The sequence below is a fragment of the [Clostridium] innocuum genome (genome assembly GCA_012317185.1).
GTDB lineage: Bacteria > Bacillota_I > Bacilli_A > Erysipelotrichales > Erysipelotrichaceae > Clostridium_AQ > Clostridium_AQ innocuum.
This window is the reverse complement of record CP048838.1, coordinates 3,664,478-3,682,629: the sequence shown is the minus strand read 5'-3', so window position 1 is coordinate 3,682,629 and position 18,152 is coordinate 3,664,478. Positions and strand designations below refer to the sequence as shown.

General features: G+C 41.3%; 19 protein-coding genes, 4 tRNA genes and 1 rRNA gene. 19 read left to right on the top strand and 5 right to left on the bottom strand.

Annotated features, from left to right (window positions below):
* Positions 1–50: 50 nt before the first annotated feature.
* The 7 genes from rrf to tsaD all read left to right on the top strand — a co-directional run bounded on the left by rrf (position 51) and on the right by tsaD (position 5,603).
* Positions 51–164: ribosomal RNA gene (gene rrf / locus G4D54_17985) — 5S ribosomal RNA — on the top strand.
* 369 nt (positions 165–533) lie between these two features.
* Positions 534–1,823, top strand: coding sequence for an aminoacyltransferase (locus tag G4D54_17980; GenBank protein ID QJA04191.1), 1,290 nt, complete (start codon positions 534–536; stop codon positions 1,821–1,823).
* A 15-nt stretch (positions 1,824–1,838) separates the two neighbouring features.
* On the top strand, positions 1,839–3,059 hold the full coding sequence (locus G4D54_17975; GenBank protein ID QJA04190.1) for an aminoacyltransferase: 1,221 nt from the start codon (positions 1,839–1,841) through the stop codon (positions 3,057–3,059).
* 12 nt (positions 3,060–3,071) lie between these two features.
* Positions 3,072–3,524, top strand: a complete 453-nt coding sequence (gene tsaE / locus G4D54_17970) for a tRNA (adenosine(37)-N6)-threonylcarbamoyltransferase complex ATPase subunit type 1 TsaE (GenBank protein QJA04189.1) — start codon at positions 3,072–3,074, stop codon at positions 3,522–3,524.
* Complete coding sequence (gene tsaB / locus G4D54_17965; protein ID QJA04188.1) at positions 3,524–4,129, top strand: tRNA (adenosine(37)-N6)-threonylcarbamoyltransferase complex dimerization subunit type 1 TsaB; 606 nt, start codon at positions 3,524–3,526, stop codon at positions 4,127–4,129. The genes tsaE and tsaB overlap by 1 nt, the downstream gene beginning before the upstream one ends.
* A complete protein-coding gene (gene rimI, locus G4D54_17960) occupies positions 4,126–4,575 on the top strand; it encodes a ribosomal protein S18-alanine N-acetyltransferase (protein QJA04187.1) in 450 nt (149 codons plus the stop codon). Before tsaB ends, rimI begins: the two co-directional genes overlap by 4 nt.
* Positions 4,572–5,603, top strand: coding sequence for a tRNA (adenosine(37)-N6)-threonylcarbamoyltransferase complex transferase subunit TsaD (gene tsaD, locus G4D54_17955; protein ID QJA04186.1), 1,032 nt, complete (start codon positions 4,572–4,574; stop codon positions 5,601–5,603). Before rimI ends, tsaD begins: the two co-directional genes overlap by 4 nt.
* Before the next feature lie 156 nt (positions 5,604–5,759).
* Here tsaD and G4D54_17950 read toward each other — a convergent pair whose 3' ends face one another.
* On the bottom strand, positions 5,760–5,951 hold the full coding sequence (locus tag G4D54_17950; protein QJA04185.1) for a hypothetical protein: 192 nt from the start codon (positions 5,949–5,951) through the stop codon (positions 5,760–5,762).
* Positions 5,952–6,047: 96 nt separating this feature from the next.
* On the opposite strand from G4D54_17950, the gene G4D54_17945 reads away from it, so the two are divergent.
* The 6 genes from G4D54_17945 (at position 6,048) to tnpB (ending at position 9,342) form a co-directional block, all read left to right on the top strand.
* The gene (locus G4D54_17945; GenBank protein QJA04184.1) at positions 6,048–7,034 is read left to right on the top strand and encodes a hypothetical protein; all 987 of its coding nucleotides are present in this window, start codon (positions 6,048–6,050) and stop codon (positions 7,032–7,034) included.
* On the top strand, positions 7,034–7,366 hold the full coding sequence (locus G4D54_17940) for a type II toxin-antitoxin system PemK/MazF family toxin (GenBank protein QJA04183.1): 333 nt from the start codon (positions 7,034–7,036) through the stop codon (positions 7,364–7,366). Before G4D54_17945 ends, G4D54_17940 begins: the two co-directional genes overlap by 1 nt.
* A gap of 170 nt (positions 7,367–7,536) precedes the next feature.
* A tRNA-Asp gene (locus G4D54_17935) sits at positions 7,537–7,612 on the top strand.
* Positions 7,613–7,643: 31 nt separating this feature from the next.
* A tRNA-Asp gene (locus G4D54_17930) sits at positions 7,644–7,719 on the top strand.
* Positions 7,720–7,724: 5 nt separating this feature from the next.
* A tRNA-Gly gene (locus G4D54_17925) sits at positions 7,725–7,798 on the top strand.
* Between the two features lie 515 nt (positions 7,799–8,313).
* A complete protein-coding gene (gene tnpB, locus G4D54_17920) occupies positions 8,314–9,342 on the top strand; it encodes an IS200/IS605 family element transposase accessory protein TnpB (protein ID QJA04182.1) in 1,029 nt (342 codons plus the stop codon).
* A gap of 182 nt (positions 9,343–9,524) precedes the next feature.
* Here tnpB and G4D54_17915 read toward each other — a convergent pair whose 3' ends face one another.
* Both G4D54_17915 and G4D54_17910 read right to left on the bottom strand, forming a co-directional pair.
* Positions 9,525–9,917 (bottom strand): Rrf2 family transcriptional regulator, encoded by a 393-nt coding sequence (locus tag G4D54_17915; GenBank protein ID QJA04181.1) that lies wholly within the window; start codon positions 9,915–9,917, stop codon positions 9,525–9,527.
* Positions 9,914–10,327, bottom strand: a complete 414-nt coding sequence (locus tag G4D54_17910) for an Rrf2 family transcriptional regulator (protein QJA04180.1) — start codon at positions 10,325–10,327, stop codon at positions 9,914–9,916. Before G4D54_17910 ends, G4D54_17915 begins: the two co-directional genes overlap by 4 nt.
* 273 nt (positions 10,328–10,600) lie before the next feature.
* On the opposite strand from G4D54_17910, the gene cysK reads away from it, so the two are divergent.
* On the top strand, positions 10,601–11,527 hold the full coding sequence (gene cysK, locus G4D54_17905; protein ID QJA04179.1) for a cysteine synthase A: 927 nt from the start codon (positions 10,601–10,603) through the stop codon (positions 11,525–11,527).
* Between the two features lie 290 nt (positions 11,528–11,817).
* Here the strand turns inward: cysK and G4D54_17900 are convergent.
* A tRNA-Ser gene (locus G4D54_17900) sits at positions 11,818–11,908 on the bottom strand.
* 595 nt (positions 11,909–12,503) lie between these two features.
* On the opposite strand from G4D54_17900, the gene G4D54_17895 reads away from it, so the two are divergent.
* From G4D54_17895 to G4D54_17885, 3 genes are all read left to right on the top strand, one after another.
* Complete coding sequence (locus G4D54_17895; GenBank protein QJA04178.1) at positions 12,504–12,974, top strand: hypothetical protein; 471 nt, start codon at positions 12,504–12,506, stop codon at positions 12,972–12,974.
* 70 nt (positions 12,975–13,044) lie between these two features.
* Complete coding sequence (locus G4D54_17890; GenBank protein ID QJA04177.1) at positions 13,045–13,680, top strand: HAD family hydrolase; 636 nt, start codon at positions 13,045–13,047, stop codon at positions 13,678–13,680.
* 38 nt (positions 13,681–13,718) lie between these two features.
* Complete coding sequence (locus tag G4D54_17885; GenBank protein ID QJA04176.1) at positions 13,719–14,492, top strand: DUF2812 domain-containing protein; 774 nt, start codon at positions 13,719–13,721, stop codon at positions 14,490–14,492.
* Between the two features lie 57 nt (positions 14,493–14,549).
* Here G4D54_17885 and G4D54_17880 read toward each other — a convergent pair whose 3' ends face one another.
* Positions 14,550–14,762, bottom strand: coding sequence for a DNA-binding protein (locus G4D54_17880; protein ID QJA04175.1), 213 nt, complete (start codon positions 14,760–14,762; stop codon positions 14,550–14,552).
* A gap of 218 nt (positions 14,763–14,980) precedes the next feature.
* Between G4D54_17880 and G4D54_17875 the strand changes: the two genes are divergently transcribed.
* Positions 14,981–15,394 carry a hypothetical protein gene (locus G4D54_17875; GenBank protein ID QJA04174.1) on the top strand — a complete coding sequence of 138 codons (414 nt, stop codon included), beginning with the start codon at positions 14,981–14,983 and terminating at the stop codon, positions 15,392–15,394.
* A gap of 795 nt (positions 15,395–16,189) precedes the next feature.
* On the top strand, positions 16,190–18,148 hold the full coding sequence (locus G4D54_17870; GenBank protein ID QJA04173.1) for a PTS transporter subunit EIIA: 1,959 nt from the start codon (positions 16,190–16,192) through the stop codon (positions 18,146–18,148).
* The last annotated feature ends 4 nt before the right edge of the window (positions 18,149–18,152 follow it).

Here is an 18,152-nt window from a genome sequence, read left to right as displayed (position 1 = left end):
AAAGAAACTGTCAACTGTTATTCAGTTTTGAGGGGACGACCTCAAAGTGATCTGGTGGCGATAGCGATGTGGACACACCTGTTCTCATCCCGAACACAGAAGTTAAGCATATCAGCGGCGACAATATCTGGACTGGCTCCAGTGAAGATAGCACGCTGCCAGGTAATCTGACTCATCATTCGATGGGTCTTTTTTTTGCATAGATTCATAATAATACATATAGTAAATATAATTTTATGAATCTGTATCCTTCATTAACACCCTGTAAAATTTCATTCTTATAAGCAGTTGAGGTGTGACTCTATATGTGTATTGTATTCGTGTATAGTAAGAATAAGACAGCTGGTTATCTATGGTTGTGAAAATAGAAGGCATGCTCTATGGATCCATTTTATTACTTTCACAGACGATTATATGTGCTTTTTTTATAAAACAGAAAAGATCTCTTAATTTTCGCCCTTAATTAAAAAAATCATCAACAAACGTGGTATAATAATACTGTTTTGACGATATGAGCAAAGAGCATACAGATTATGCATACTGATTATGATAGATTTGAAAAGGAGGACGAAATTTTGGAGTTTACAACGTTGACACCTCAGGAATATGAAGCATTCCGGAATCAGCATCCCTATCGGGATTTTATGAACTCGCTGAAGGCGATGGATTTAAAAAAAATCAATCATTGGGATGTTGAGTACGTTGGAGTAAAGGAGCAGGATAAAGTTATCTGTGCAACTCCATTAACATCCATACCGGTAATGAAGCTGTACCGGTTTTACTATGCGCAACGCGGATTTCTAATGGATTATCATAACGTGGAGCTTTTGCGTTTTTTTACGAAGGAGCTAGCCGCATATTTGAAGAAAAAAAAGGGCTTATATTTAGTTGTTGATCCAAATGTATTATATAAAGAGCGCGATATCGATGGTGAGCTGGTGGAAAATGGCTTTGATCATTCCTATGTAGTGGACAATATGATTGCTTCAGGATATGAGCATCAGGGCTTTACCAAGGATTTTCAGGTGATTTCAGAGATTCGCTGGATGTTTGCCTTATACCTGGATGGCAAGGATGAGAATACGCTCCTAAAGGAAATGCATCAACAGACACGCTGGTCTGTGAATAAAACCTTAAAGCAGGGAATACAGGTGCGGGAATTGTCTATCGATGAACTGGACATCTTTCTTGATATGATGCATCATACCTCACAGCGCTGTGAATTTGCGGAGCGTGAGCCGGAATTCTATCGAAATCAAATGATTGCTTATGGTGAGGATGCGAAGCTACTTTTGGCATATCTCGATTTAAATGATTTCCGTAGAAAGCTGGATTTGGAAAAGCAGGAGCTGGAAATTGAGCATGCAGAGATACTCGCCAAGCTTGAAGAACTGCCGAACAGTAAGAAATTTATCAAGAAGAAAAGGGTAGTGGATGAAGCATTGGCATTGAATGAAAAGAAATATAAGGATGCGGATACCTTGGAGCAGGAGCATGGAGCCTGTATACCGATGGCTACGTCGTTTTTTATTCAGTCGCAAGATGAGCTTGTCTACCTTTACAGCGCCGCATATGATACCTTTAAGAAATATAATGCGCCGTATGCAATTCAGTGGCATATGCTGCAATATGCTCTGAAGCATGGAATTTGCAAATATAATTTCTATGGCTTATCCGGCGATTTTGATAAGAATGCGCAGGATTATGGGGTTTATGAGTTTAAAAAAGGCTTTCACGGTGTCGTGGAAGAGCTGGTTGGTGATTTTATTCTGCCAATCCAAAAGGGGCCGTATGCACTTTATAAGAAATTAAAGAACAAATAGTTCTATGGAGGTAGTATGCAATATCAATTTATAGAACAAGTCGATGCAAAGGAGCATGATGCGTTTGTAAGCAAACATGAATTATGCAATCTTCTGCAATCCAGCAGCTGGGGCCTTGTAAAGGAAAACTGGAAGCACACAATTGTAGGTGTAAAATATCAAAATCAGCTGGTAGCAAGCTGCATGATTCTCATCAAGCCATTGCCACTGGGATTCAGTATGTTTTATATTCCACGTGGACCGGTTTTGGATTTTTCGGATACTGCGCTTGTAGCATTTCTCATGAAAGAGCTGAAGCGCTATGCAAGGAAGTACAGATGCCTGTTTATTACCTTTGATCCGGCTGTTCACTGTAACGATTATCCAATAAAAGAAGCAAATGAGAACCATTATGAGCATATCGATGCTATGATACAGATGCTGCAGGATCAGGGGGCTGTATTTAAGGGATTCACAAAGCATATTGATGATACCATTCAACCGCGTTATCACGCTAATGTTTACGCCTGTGATGACTTTAAAGCTACCTTGTCCAAAGGCTGTAAGAAAGCATTACAGACGGTTCAGAAGAAAATGATTGAGGTTTTGCCTTATCATATGGATGGTGTAGAGGATTTTGCAAGGGTTATGCATTGTACGGAGGAGCGTAAAAATATTCATCTGCGGGATCAGGAATATTTTCAGCGTCTTATGGAAATCTACGGTGAGGATGCCGTCATCTTTCTGGCCAAGCTGCCGCTTCGCAAGCTGTATGAGGATACAAAGCAGCGATATGAGCAGAATGAAAGAGATTTGGCAAAATGTCCGGATAATGCGAAGAAAAAACGCTTTACACTGGAAGAGCTTCACGCCTCTCTTAGTCGCGAGGTAAAGGAGCTGCATGAGAATCTGGAGCGTGATGGAGATATCGCGGTTGTTTCCGGAGCGTTATGTGTAAAATTCGGACCGACTGCAGAAATACTGTATGCAGGAATGGACGAGCGCTATAAGCGTTATATGGCGCCTTATGCCAGCTTTTACAGCTGCATGACATGGAGCTTTGAAAAGGGCTGTCGCTGGAGTAATATGGGAGGGATCGAAGGCAGCTTGAAAGGCGGTCTTACCAAATTCAAGGCTAATTATAATCCTACGATTAATGAATTTATCGGAGAGTTTGATTTACCTGTTTACAAATCACTGTATGCTCTATCGCAATGGGCAATGAAGCAGAGGAAGAAAGCACTGCAGAAGAAATAAGAGGTGAGAACGATGAAACAAATACCTGTCTGTTCGCTGGAGGAAACCGGAGAACTTGGATTGAAATTAGCTTCTCTTATAAAACCGGGAATGCTGATTACATTAAGCGGTGATCTGGGAGCCGGTAAGACAACATTTACAAAATATCTCGGTAAGGGGCTTGGTGTTAAAAAAACAATCAATTCGCCTACCTTCACCATTTTAAAAATATATCAGGGTACTTCCATGCCGGTTTACCATATTGATGCCTATCGGCTGGAGGGAATCACTCAGGATCTCGGATTTGAGGAGTATTTTGAGGATGATGGTGTATGTGTGATTGAATGGCCGCATTTTATTGAAAGTCAGCTTCCAGAGGAGCGATTACACATCGATATTACCAGAGTAGAGGGGGAAGATGAAAAACGAATGTTTACATTTGATCCGAAAGGCGAAGTGTATGAAAAAATTGTGGAGGCGTTATAATGAAAACATTATGCTTGGACAGTGCGCACAAGTATCTGGTTATCGGTCTGTATGAAAATGATCGTATGATATGCGGCACTGCTAATTTATCATGGAAGAGACAATCGGAGACCATATTTCCGGAGCTGATGCGCCTGATGAAGGAAGCCGGCTGGGATAGTGATGATGTGGATGAAGTTGTGATTACAGACGGACCGGGAAGCTATACAGGTGTGCGGATAGCAATGTGCGTTGCGAAGGTTTTATGTACCAGAAAGCATATACCGCTATACGCTGTTTCCACTCTGCAGCTTTATGCAGGAGTTCATGAGCGTGCATTTGTCATGCTGGATGCAAGAAGTCAGCGTGCTTATACAGGAGCTTTACAGGGTGGTAAATTTGTTGAAGAGGAACAGATTCTGACACTGGATGAAATTCGTTTGCTTCTGAATCAAGCGGATTATCAGCTATTTGGAGACTGTGAGCTGATTGATCTGAAGGCGGAGGAACCAAAGTTTCTTGAAAACTTCATCGCATTGCGTCCATTTTATAGAAAGATTGAGAATGTACATACATTAACTCCGCGTTATTTAAAGGAGTCGGATGCATATAAGGTAAAGCCATGATCCGCAGGGCTGCAGACAGGGATCTGGAGTACATCATGCAGATCGAGGAGATTTGCTTCAGCAGTCGCTGGACAAAGGAAATGTTTCTTTACGAGCTGCATGAGAATGAATTTGGTCATTTTTATGTATTGGAAGAGAATCAAAAGATTGCTGGCTTCATTGATTTCTGGATAACATTTGAGTGCTGTCAGCTGGCGAATATTGCTGTACATCCTTCTTTTCAGAGAAGAGGGTATAGCCGCAGTCTGATGGATTTTATGATTGTATCGGCAGAGCAGGAACAGTGTGAAACAATCATGCTGGAGGTGCGTCCATCGAATGAAGCAGCGCGCTGTCTTTATGATTCCTATGAGTTTATGAAGGTGAATATACGTAAAGGGTATTACAATGATAATGGTGAAGACGCCATTGTGATGTGCAAAGCCCTGGGAGGTAATTTGGTATGAAACAGACGCTCATACTGGCTGTGGAATCCAGTTGTGATGAAACAGCTGTGGCGGTTGTAGCGGATGGAAAAGAGATTTTGTCCAATGTCGTTGCAACACAGATTGATGTACATAAGGAATTTGGTGGTGTTATTCCAGAGGTTGCAAGCAGAATTCATGTGGAAAACATATCTATGGTTATCGAGGAGGCATTGCATAAAGCGAATGTCGTGATGGAAGACATTGATGCGGTTGCTGTTACGCAGGGACCGGGTCTGGTAGGCTGTCTGCATATCGGTGTGCAGGCGGCTAAGACGCTTGCATGGGCTTTTCATAAGCCATTGGTACCGGTGCATCATATTGCCGGTCATATATATGCAAATCGGCTGATTACGGATTTGAAATTTCCATTGCTGGCACTAGTGGTATCCGGTGGACATACGGAGCTGGTTTATATGAAGGATGAGTGGAGCTTTGAAATCCTTGGCACTACACAGGATGATGCTATTGGTGAAGCTGGAGATAAGGTAGGACGAGTGCTGGGACTGCCGTATCCAGGTGGTGTTTATGTGGATAAAATTGCTAAGGAAGGCAAGCCAATGTATAAGCTGGCAAGACCGAAAACAGAGAATCCAATGGATTTTTCCTTTAGTGGCCTGAAGAGCAGTGTATTGCAGTTCATTGATCGCTGTAAGCGGAAAAATGAAACCTTTACTGCCGCTGATTTGGCTGCATCCTATCAGGAAACCGCGTTTGGCGCCCTGCTGGAGCGTGCGGAGTATGCATTGCAAAAATATCATCCTGCTCAGATGGTGCTTGCAGGTGGTGTTGCCGCAAATTCCTGTCTGCGTGAAAAGGTGGAAAAGGGTCTTGCTGAGAAATATAAGGATATTGAATTCATTATTCCTCCATTGTCCTGCTGTACAGATAATGCGGCAATGATTGCCGTTGCAGGATATATTGCGTACACGCATGGTGTGCGCGGAGATTTTGATCTGACAGCGGATCCCGGGATTGAACTAGAAGAAGCTGCACAGAGTCATGCATAGAATTACTGAAAAGTTCCGAAGCTGTAATCGGAGCTTTTTATTTTTGTATCGTTTTTTTAATCTAAATCTGTATTACATAGAGTCTTTAAGCTTGTCTGATTTTTGATTTGCGAGAGCATTTGCATTCCTTTGAAGGGATGGCTAATTGATGCGATTTTATTCTTCAGGACGGAATGTGAGAATGTCAATAAAGGCACATACACCGATTACAAACGCAATCAGTTTTTCCAGCCATGGAATCGAGGTTATCAGCTGTGTCAGATAGTGAAAGCCCAAGAGCATGGATAAAGCATAGTTCAGACAGAATAGAATCGTAATAATGAGACATATTTTTTGTGTTTTTTTCATTTTCTTCACCTGTTCTACTTTATGAAAATATTCTTCAATTATGAATGATTCCGGAAATCCTGGCATAAAGTAGGGTGAGCAGGAGGGAGATTTAATATGAAATCAAAAATCATTGCAGGCGTTGGTATTGTCGTTCTGGCTATCGCACTCATCTTCGCAATGAAACCAAAATCCTTTGATAAGCAGTTTGAGAAAAAGATGTCTGATATGAATTCCTATATCCTGGAAGGCAATATGGAAATTGCGAAGGGTGAGGATGTGAAGACATATGCTGTGGAGGTCGGTTATAAGAAGGCCGATAAGGATTTCTTCAAGGTGACATTGACGGATAAGGAGTTGAATCAGGAACAGATTATTCTTCGAAATGATGCTGGAGTTTTTGTAGTAACACCAAGTCTGAATCAGATTTTCAAGTTTGAGGGAGACTGGCCGATGAACTCTCCAAAACCGTATCTATTGCAGTCAATTTCAGATATTGTGAAGGGAAAGGATGCAGCGATTAAGGAGGAGAAGGGCGGTTATCTTGTGACAAGCAAGGTATCTTATCCAAATAATAAAAACTTCGATCATGAGGAAATCATGTTTGATAAGGATTCCAAGCTGAAGTGGCTGCAGATTTATAACAAGGACAATACATCTGAGCTTAAAATTGTGTTTACAAAGTCGGATTATAATGCAAAAATCAAGGATGATTATTTCAAGGCACCGACTGTTCTGGAAAAGTCAAAGGCTACATCTGCAATAACGGCTGCCGATTTGCCTTTATATCCGGTTATGGTGTATGATGCCAAGCTTGAAAATATCAGCAGTATGAATGCGAACGGACAGACGAAGCATGTTCTGGAGTATACGGGAGATAAGAATTTTACGGTTGTGGAAACAAAGAAGGAAAGTGTAAAGGAGACGCAGACTGTGATTATGCCCGGTGAAATGATGGATGCGTTGGATGTGGTAGGATTCTACGATGGAAACCATCTAAGTGCGGTGTATGATAATGTCGAGTTCACTGTATTTTCTGATGACCTGAGCCCGGAGGAAATGATGCAGGTGATTATGAGCATGCAGGTGGCTGTGATGAAGTAATGATAAGGAGAGGAGATGTATACTATGCAGATCTTTCTCCGGTTGTCGGTAGCGAGCAGGGAGGCGTTCGCCCGGTTGTTGTCGTGCAGAATGATAAAGGTAACCGCTATTCAAAAACAATTATTGTTGCTCCTATTTCAAAAAAGATGTCAAAGCCGCCAATTCCCACACACGTCATATTTAGTGATGATTCACTGAGCTATGTTTCTATGATCCTCTGTGAGCAGCTGCGTACCATAGATAAGAAGAGATTGGGGCAGTGGATCTGTACATTGGATGAAAAAACACTGGAAAAGATCAATCGGGCAATTCGGGTAAGCCTGAGTATATGAATACATGAGGGGTTCCTTTTTGGAATCTCTTTTTCATTATTGCTGAGGAAGTGATGACGATGATTGGTATAGGAAAAAGTGATAAGAAATCAATAAATTTTTCATTTTTTACTTGTCAAGAATGAAGTTTCGTGGTATTATATACAGGCATTGTGATAATACAAGCTGAAGGTCCAGTGGTGTAGTGGTTAACATGCCTCCCTGTCACGGAGGAGATCGTGGGTTCGAGTCCCATCTGGACCGCCATTTAAATCTTTGAAATGTGTTTGAATATGCTGGTCCAGTGGTGTAGTGGTTAACATGCCTCCCTGTCACGGAGGAGATCGTGGGTTCGAGTCCCATCTGGACCGCCAGTTATGCAGATGTAGTTCAATGGTAGAACACAGCCTTGCCAAGGCTGATACGGGGGTTCAATTCCCCTCATCTGCTCCATAGAATGATAAAAGCCGATAGATTTCGGCTTTTTTTTCGCTATCAAAAAGTTTGCCAACTTTTTGACCAACAAATTTCAGGAGTAGATGAGGGAACCCGATTGCGCCGTGGCAGGCTTTCAGCTGAATGCATAACCGGCTGTGTATATAAACAGCGAACCCATGATCGGTATACTGTGTGTGGCATGGTAACCACAAACATGCGAGCCAACCCACGATTTCAACGCGTTGATGGTTGAGACGGGAGGCAGATCGAAAAGTGACTGGACCGTTCAAGAGAAGCAGTGCATACAGGTTAGCTTGTATGCGTGTTTTAGATTAGCTATTATATTTAACTTAGACTGCTATGATACTTAGTAATTGAACAAGATATGTTAAAAATTGTATTTACTGTATCATTAACCGTTCAATGTTCAGATAATTTATATTTTTTAGCCTTATATAGGTTTTTTTTGCCTTTTTTTAGGAGTTTTGAAAATTTTAATCGTATGTATATAGTGAAAGGAGGAAAATTACATGTATCTTACCATTAAATTGCAGTTACAGGCCACGTATGATGAAAAACAGACACTCCGTGCATACAGCAGGCGCTTTCAGGATGAGGTCGAGCGGATCATCAGACGATATCAAAAGCTGGGAAGTGTCATATTTATACCATATAAATGGGTCAGTTCAGATATCGCATTTTATTCCAAAAATCAGGTACTGCACTATGCGAAGACTCTGTATGAGGAGCGCAGACTGCAGCATAGGGCCGTGTATCCCAGCAGTTTTTCCTGTATGGCGAAATCTATGCAGCTTGAGAAGAATTCAATTGTATTCACGTTTGGCCAAAGCTTTCTTGTTCCTGAACTGCGTATCAGAACCGAAATACATAAACAGCAGTGGAAGCGGTTATGCAGTGGGGAATTGGTAAAAGCGGATATAAGAGAAATACATCACGATTTCTACGCTTATCTGCTGCTTTGTGTCCATACACCGAATACTGCCGGAATTCTGAACGAGGAAAGGAAAATGGGAGTTGATATTGGTATGCGATGTCCGGCAGTTTGTTATACCTGCGATGGTGTAATCCGATTTGTCGGGAACGGCAGAGAAATCCGGTATCACACAAGAAGGATCAGAAAAAGAGCGGATGAATTTATAAAGAGAACGCAGGGTAAAAAGAAACAGCAGTACCATCGTCTGAATGATTACAAACGCTATATCGATCACTGCCTTGCGCGTGAGATTGTAAATTTTGCAATTGAACAGAAAATCCAGATTATCTGTCTGGAAAAGCTGTACCATTTACAAAAAAAATTTTCAAAGCATGAACAGATTTGCTGGTCCTATCAGCGTCTCCAGCAATTTATAGCGTATAAAGCAAAGCTTGCAGGAATCCATATTCGTTACGTGAATCCAAGACTTACCAGCAAACGCTGTCCTTCCTGTGGAAAAATCAATAACGTGAAAGGAAGAACCTATACCTGCCGCTGTGGTTTTCACCATCATCGTGATGTTGTCGGTGCTATGAATATTCTTCATGCACCTGAGATTCTCTGAATGAGAGTCTGCCCTGAATACCATTGGTACTGTTCAGGGATTGGTGAGGGCGCACCTGAGACTGCATAGCAGCTTCATAAAGAAACGTCCAGGGACTTGAATCTCATGTGCTGTTTATACAGTACGAAAACTCCATCTTTATGAAAGATGGAGTTTTTAAAAAAGAAGCTGCGTGCATCTCTTTAAGATAATGATAATTCCGCAATAGTCAGGTCAGAAAGGTATGCTTTTAGATTGTCATCAATCAAAGACCAGACCTCACGCATCAGTATTCTCTTCATTGGATCTCGTCCATCCTGTGTGTTGACGATGCTTGTATTGGTTTCCATCAACGCAATGATATCATAAATCGTGATACTTTCAATCGGACGTATCAGCTGATAGCCACCCTGGCTTCCCCGGGCACTTGCGATGAACCCGGCTTTTTTCAATGTTGCGAAGATCAGCTCCAGATAGCGTTCGGAAATTTCCTCACGTGCACCTATTTCTGTAATTGACAGCGGGTGGTCTTTACCGTATATAGCAAGATCAATTAAACATCTTGCCGCATATCGTGATTTTGTTGACAGCTTCATGCACTCACCTCATTTCTATAAATATCAGTTAGATATTTCAGTGTCTTACTCTCAAGGACTTTGTAGATTTGTTCCTGCATACCCATCCACACCGGTTGTGTCCGACAAATACCGGAGCGAGTACATGTATGGGAAAGACATACAACAGGATCCAGTTTCTCTTCAACTGCCAGAATAATATCCTTTGCCGTTATTTCTTCAGGATCCTTTGCAATCTGATAGCCGCCATCCTTGCCGCGTATACTTATCAGGAGCTGTGCTTTTTTCAATTGTTTGAAAATCTGTTCCAGATATTTCACCGAGCAGTTTCTGGCAGCAGCTATATCGCGAATACTGACACATGCAGTATTTCTTGAGGCCAGCTCAATCATGGCTTCCAGTGCATAAATGCCCTTTGTAGAAATTTTCATATCATATCTCTCCCATCAATTCTTATCTTATATTTTAGTTGATATATATCAAAAAGACAAGCATATCATACAAAAATTATAGGAATATTGAATCTTATGCATTGACAATCAAAGGAAAATAACATATAATCCCAGTAAAATGATAGGAGATGGAAGAGTGAAACTGAAAATTCATATTGCTGACAAGTTTCATCATACGACACGATGTTATTACCTCGCCTTAGTTTATATAAAATAACAAAAGAAGATGGATAAGAAAAGGAGAACAAATACATGGAGAAAATATATAACAGCATAACCGAACTGATTGGCAGCACGCCATTGATCAGGGTTCATCGTTTGAATAAAGAGGAAAAGGCAGAGATTCTGGTGAAAACAGAGGCTTTCAATCCTGGCGGAAGTGTAAAGGATCGCATTGCATATCAAATGATTATGGAGGCTAAAAAGGCAGGAAGGCTTGACAAAGACACAGTACTGATTGAGCCGACGTCTGGTAATACAGGTATCGGTTTGGCGATGACTGCGGCGGCTCTCGGTATACGCCTAATGATCGTTCTTCCGGAAACTATGAGTGTCGAGCGCAGGAAAATGATTCGTGCATATGGTGCTGAGCTGATACTGACTGAGGGAAGTAAGGGGATGACGGGAGCAATTGCCAAAGCTGAGGAGCTGCATAAGGAGATACCGAATTCCATCATTCTTCAGCAATTTGAAAACGCGGACAATCCCAACGCTCATTATCTTCATACCGGAGAGGAAATCTGGAGAGATACAGATGGAAAGCTTGATGTATTTGTCGCAGGCGTCGGCACCGGTGGCACAATCAGTGGAGTTGCAGCTTATCTGAAAGAAAAGAATGCGGATATCCGGATGGTGGCTGTGGAGCCTGAAAATTCTCCGGTATTATCCGGTGGAGCTGCAGGCCCGCACAAAATTCAGGGGATCGGTGCAGGATTTATACCAAAAAACTATCATGGAGAGCTTGTAGATGAGATTGTGCAGGTCAAGGATGAAGCTGCTATTTCCACAGCAAAAAAACTTGCACAGGAAGAGGGAATTGCAGTCGGCATTTCCAGTGGAGCAGCTATGTATGCGGCCTTACAGCTTGCGAAACGGGATGTGTTTGCAGGAAAGCGAATTGTTGTTCTTTTGCCAGATACTGCAGAACGTTATCTTTCTACCGTACTTTTTGAGGATTAGCAGAAGCAGGGATCGCAAAAAATTTCTTTCTTAAACGGAACCATATTATGAAAACGAGGTTTGGTTTTGATCAATTTCACGTAATGATCATTTATCCAGCCTCCTTTTTCTATAGGGCACTTCATAATGAATGCACAGCTGTTGGAATGCCTGGAGTTTCACAGTATAGCCTGTTCACTTAACCGTTTCCTATGCCCTACTCCTAAGTCGACACCATAGAATCTGTGTTCAATTCTCTTCTACGATCTGTATATAAAAAAACATCGCAATTGCGATGTTTCACTTTTTTATGGCGGAGTAGGAGAGATTTGAACTCTCGCGCCAGTTTCCCGACCTATACCCTTAGCAGGGGCACCTCTTCAGCCTCTTGAGTACTACTCCAGCTCTGATCAGCAGTAAGTGGTTAGATAAAACCGTTTTATTTCACTGCCATAAAAGTATATCATAATCGTTTTTAAAAGTCCATACCTAATTTTTAAATTTGTGCATATATCCCATCCCGATTAGTTACTATTGTCCACACATCATAATATATTCAAATACTGTAATCATATAAATACAGGCAATAGCAACAACGGTGATATCTCTAGTAGTACACGTGTTTTCTCAGTCTAAGACAGTTGAATAGTAACTGCCGTATCGTTGCTCAGGAATATGCATACATAAGTAGATACTGCGTGGTTTTGCATCCTTTAAAACAGAAATTTGTATGAGTATGTATACCCATATCCTGCATAGCACACATAACCTCATGCGCTGAAAAATGAAGTGAGAGAAGAAATAATCGCAGCTATCCATCATATGGTGATGTAAAATGATGAGTTTCTGGCCCTCTGTAAAAGCAAAGAGTTATAACTGCTATGCGTATCATCTCCATGATCTGCAAGGTATGAAAATAATAAAATAAAAAATTTAATAAATTTTAGGAATTTCACCTCTTCCATCCGTATATAAGGGTAAAAGGAGGTAATCAGTTATGTATCGAACGATTAAAATAAGACTTCATGCAACAAAAGAACAAAAGGAACATCTGCTTGCATATGAGGAGGTCTATCACACGGATTTACAGGATTTGATCCATCAGCTGCACAAGCACCCATCCAGCATTAGATATGCGGATTTATGCTTTTCCGACGCGATTGAGGTTCACAGTCGCTGGTTGCTGTATCAGACAGCCTTGAAAATGTTCAACAGGCAGCTGGCGCATAAAAAAACATCCTATGGGAAATCGAGTACATGGGGACCGCGTTCTTTTCAAATAAAAAGCAGTCGTTTAACGCTGCATTACGGAAGACAATTTTCACACAGAAAGGACACTCTGCTTATGAAGCCGCTATCTCAGGAACTGCTGTCCCTGCAGGAGCATACGATTATCCGTATGGATCTAGTCCATGATGAGTTTTTCTGGTATGCGAATTTTCTTATCCGAATTGCTGCGAATGCATGAAATAGTGTAGCCATTTTCTGTAAAATATGCTACGATAATTAACGGTTACAGTTTGATAGAAGAGGTTCATATGAAAACAGATGGAATTATTTTTGATGTTGACGGCACACTCTGGGATGCGACGCAGAGAATCGCTGAAGCATATACGGTTATTCTGGAGCGGGAAAAAATCGAAGGTAAAGTTATAACAGCAGACATGCTCGCGTCTGTGATGGGTCTTTTGAATGAGGATATCGCGGCAAGACTGTTTCCTGAGCTATCCTATGAAAAGCGGATGCGACTTATCGAAACCTGCTGTGAATTCGAATGTGAGTATTTGCGAAAGCATGGCGGTAGGCTGTATCCCCATGTTGAGGATACTTTGGAAAAGCTGTCAGCGCGGTATCCATTGTATATAGTATCAAATTGTCAGGATGGTTATATTGAGGCAATGTTTGCTGTACATGATCTTCAGAAATATTTCAGAGATTATGAATGCTCCGGAAGAACTGGGAAAGCGAAGTTTGAAAATCTGAAATCCATAGTGGAACGCAATCACCTGCAGCAGCCTGTTTATATCGGTGATACAAAGACAGATCAGGTATCCTGCTGTAAGGCAGGGATACCATTCATCTATGCTTCCTTTGGATTCGGTGAAGCGGATGATTATGCAGCAAGTGTGGATACATTTTCAAAGCTTGCTCAGCTGTTTTTGACAGAACAATAGCATTACGGTATTGATACAGAGGAAATGGAGGGTACGCCATGAGTGAAGAAAAAAAAGAACAAAGCACAACTTCGGAATCTGGACTTGATCAGATTTCTTCGGATGACGAAAATAAGGAAGAGCTGATTGCGTCAGACAGTCTGGATAAAATGATGGAAGAGCTAAAAGCGGATGCGGACGGCAAGCCACAGCAAGCTACGCAGGAAATAGAAAAGCCAGTGAGCGCAGCTCCTGCTGAGAATGTGAAAAAGTATAAGCTGTTTTTTGTTTCCGATATGGATGAAGAAGCAGAGTATCTGCACAGCATGTCAGAGAAAGGGCTTCATTTCGTAAGGAAAAACGGAATTCAATACATATTTAAAAAAGATACGCCGAAAAATTATTATTATCACCTTGGATATTATGAAAAAGATATTCGTGACCCTGACCAGTATGTGGAAAATTACAAAGAGGCGGGATGGGACAATATCTATCATGAAAAAGGCGAGTTTAATGGTGTGTGGAATTACTTTCGTACAGAGATGGAAACTGGCACAAAACCGGAGATTTTCAGTGATCGAACATCAAGGATTGCTTTATATAAGCGACTTTTGACAAGCTGGAGGTCGTTGCTTACCATGCTGGCCATTTGTTCGGCTTTTATCATAGGGCTTCTTGCCTTTTTATGGCTGGGTGTAAATGCATCCTCCATTACTACATTAGGAATTCAGGTTTCCGGTGTGATTCTGCTTTTGATACTTGCGGTTTTTATTTTATATTTGCGGCTGTATCACAAAATAGGCAGAAAGCTTGAAGAGCTTGAAAAGCATTAGTACTGTATATAAAAAGCTGTAACGCGATTACTGTGAAAGCAATACGTTACAGCTTTTCTAATTCCCTATAAAGAAATCGAGGATATTCCATCCGGCATCTGTCTCCTGTTTATACAGCTCAGTATAACCGCAGCGAGTGCAGGAAACCGTGATAAATTTCTTGTTCTGTACATCGAAGATTTTTGAAAAATTACCGCCTGTTGCCTGAAATTGATCACTTTCATATTGTGTGTTACCACATTTCGGGCAGACATATTGTTTCTTCTCCATAAATACGCCTCCTTGTTTTTCTGATTATATCACGGAGATACAGAAAAAGGAAGATGGCATATATCAGCAGGGAGACTTTTCATGATGCAGGGGCAGGGCTCCATGTCCCAAAGTACACAGCCATTTTCAGCAGGAGGTAGTGGATGTATCAAAATGACAGCTCTTACCGTTGCCTGATATCGATAAAATATTGTATAATAACAGAACGAGGTGAGAACATGCTTGATTTACAGAAACATAAGGAATATCTATGGAAGTATCTGTTGACATATGGAAAAGCCAGAAAAAAGCGGGAGGACTACCGGCAGCTGGTATTTCCATTTCAAGATATCGTGATAGAGGAAGGAAAGACAGTGGAGGATTATCGCAGTGAGGCTTTAAAGCAACAACTGGAGGCCTGCAGTTCGATAGAAGAGATATTTGATATGATTTCGCTGGAATACAAGGACTATTATTTTATGGAAATCAGCTCTCTGTTACATGATGACCAGACACTGTATTCCCATCTTTTGAAAAAGACAATGGATACAGCCGGAATCACAGATTACATTTCCGCGCACAACTATGAATATTTAATAAAATTCGCAGATGAAGAAACACAGCAGTATATCACACAAAAGCTTACACAATAACGCAAAGAAGTCATGAAGCTGCGGTTTATCAGCATAAGCAAAAGGAATCAGGTACATCGTTTCTTTCGATACATTGATCCTTTTGAATTTAGCATGAGCACTGTCTGAACGGGACAATAGCTTCAACCTGTTTGATTCCCTTTCCATAACAGAGGGCAGGCACCGTCATAGCGGCGATGTATATAAGAAAAAAGTACATCTGAAAAAATGATTTTATCCAGAAAAAGCGGAGATAACACCATCATTACAAGAGTATTGTTTTATTTAGAAAACCACACAGGCAAGCGTTTGTATGGAATGCTTCCCAAAGCGGTTAAGGAATTGATAAAGCCAAATACGTAAGGATACTATCATTGTCTTTGTGCATCCTACATAACAAAGTCTTCGTCCTATGCAATAAGATTTTTCTGGTTAAATTTATCGATAGTAAGTAAAACGACATTTCATAAAACCTTTGCGAAAGTGAAAACCTACGAAATGGCAACAGGGAAGGCCTTATCTATAGGTTTTCATTTCAAGATTGTCCGTTTTTCTGCTTCAGTTAAGCGGACATTAGTAAAGCTGCAGCTGTTATCCAACAGCTGTGTTTTTTTATGAAATTGAATAATCCCGGGAAAACAAGTGTTTTTTGCATATTTTTCAAAAAGAACCAAGTATGGTGCAAATGCTGATAACGCTTTCAATTTGCACCAAGATGGTGCACAAAGCGAATTTATGAAGCATAGCAATTCTGAATCGTTTACGGTAAGATAAAGGTGCAAAAGAAACCGCATACAACGAAGGGAGGAATCGTTCGTGATTGACCGGATGACAGAAAAAACCATACGCCTGCTGCTGGAACAAAAAGAACCGATCACCACGTCCGTGATTGCGAATGAAATCGGTGTTTCGAGAAGCAGCATCAAGCACAATCTGGATTATGTAAAGAAGACACTGCAGAAGGCAGGTGTCCTATTGAATTCCATCCCCGGTAAGGGTGTCTGGTTATCTGCGGATGATCATCAGCGAAAAGCTGTTTTACAGCTGCTACAGGAGAACAGTGATCATTCCTCATCCTATAATTACCGTAAAAAATATATACTGGATGTCTTGTTTGAATACAATTCCAGCTATACGATACAGCTGTTTGCCGAGGAACTGAATGTGGCACGCAACGTTATTACAAAGGATTTGGAGGTGCTGGAGCAGTGGCTGTTAAAATTTGATTTAAAAATTGTGAAGAAGCGCAATATGGGAATCGGTGTGGCGGGTGGAGAGTTTAATATCCGACAGGCGATTCTGGAGAATAATAAGGAGTTCATGAATGAAATCTATGGCAGTGAACAGGTGCCGGAGGGAATGGATTACCGTATTTCAGAAAAATTCTATAACTACTTTCTGGAAATGTATGACGACTTCGATATCCTGTATCTGCAGGAGCTGTTAAAGGATGTGGAGGATGATCTGGAAATGACATTCACGGATACAGACTACTGGCAGCTTATGGAATATGTTGCCGTGACGCTGCGCAGAGTTCGCAAGGGCAATGTTATTGTGGAAAAGAATATCATGAACAAGCTGAATGTCAATAACGATCAATACACTGCCGCTAAGAATCTGTTTGATACGGCAATTCACGGTCTGCAGGCCTATCTGGGACTGGAAATCCGATGCATGGCGGCTCAGTTCATCGTCTTCAGCAACCATGGACTGGATGATGAAATCAATATGGAATACTTTGATGCGATTACCAGGGAGTTTCTGGAGCATCTCAAAGCAATCGTCGCCAACAAGCGCTTTGTGATCAGTGAGGGACTTGTCCATGATGTGAGTCTCTTTATCCAGAAAAAGAAGGCGCAGGAGACCTTCGCCATATCCAAACGGTACGATTTCCGTCAGGATATCAAGCATCGTTTTCCCAGCCTGTACGGTATTACGCTGACAACGATCGAGGAAGTGGAATCCTGCCTGAAAATCAGCTTCACGGATGATGATATCGCCTATATCGTCATGCTGATCAACAATGCAATCGATGAATCGGATCATCCGGTCAATGCCGTGTTTATCTCGGCAGCCGATTTCCATACATCCAAGTATCAGGCGAATAAAATAATGCGCAATGTGGAAAATCTGGCCATCAGCAAGATTCTGCATTATGAGGATATAAAGGAAAGCTCCATTACTAAATTTGAATTGATTATTACGACCGTACCGCTGGAGCTGAAGAAAAATGTCCTGCTTGTCAGTCGCGAAATCAGCGATGACGATCTTGAAAAGATAAGCCGGGCAATTACAGAGAAGCAGAATGTGGAAGTAGCGGATCGGGATGAAGCCTTCCAGCTGTTTGATCCGAAGCTGATTCTGTGTGATGTGAATGCCAAGCGAAAGGAGGATGTCATATCCAGAGGCTGTCAGCTGCTCTATGAAAAAGGATATGTGAAAAAAGGTTTTGAGAAGAAGATATGGGAGCGGGAGAAGACAACACCGACTTCTATTGGAAACAGTATTGCAGTACCGCATGGCTATAAGACATATGTGAAAAAAAGCGGCATTGTTGTCATGCGTTTAAAGCGTCCGATGAACTGGACATACGAGGATCGTATTGAGATTGTATTTTTAATGGCCATTGATTTCAATACGCAGTCCGAAGTATATAACTTTTTCCAGCAATTCTATGCATTCATTGATGATCGATCAAATATCAAGGCCTTGAAGAATGCAAGGGATGAAATGGAAATCTGGGAGATTCTGCAGCAGAGTGGAATCACCGCATAGAAAG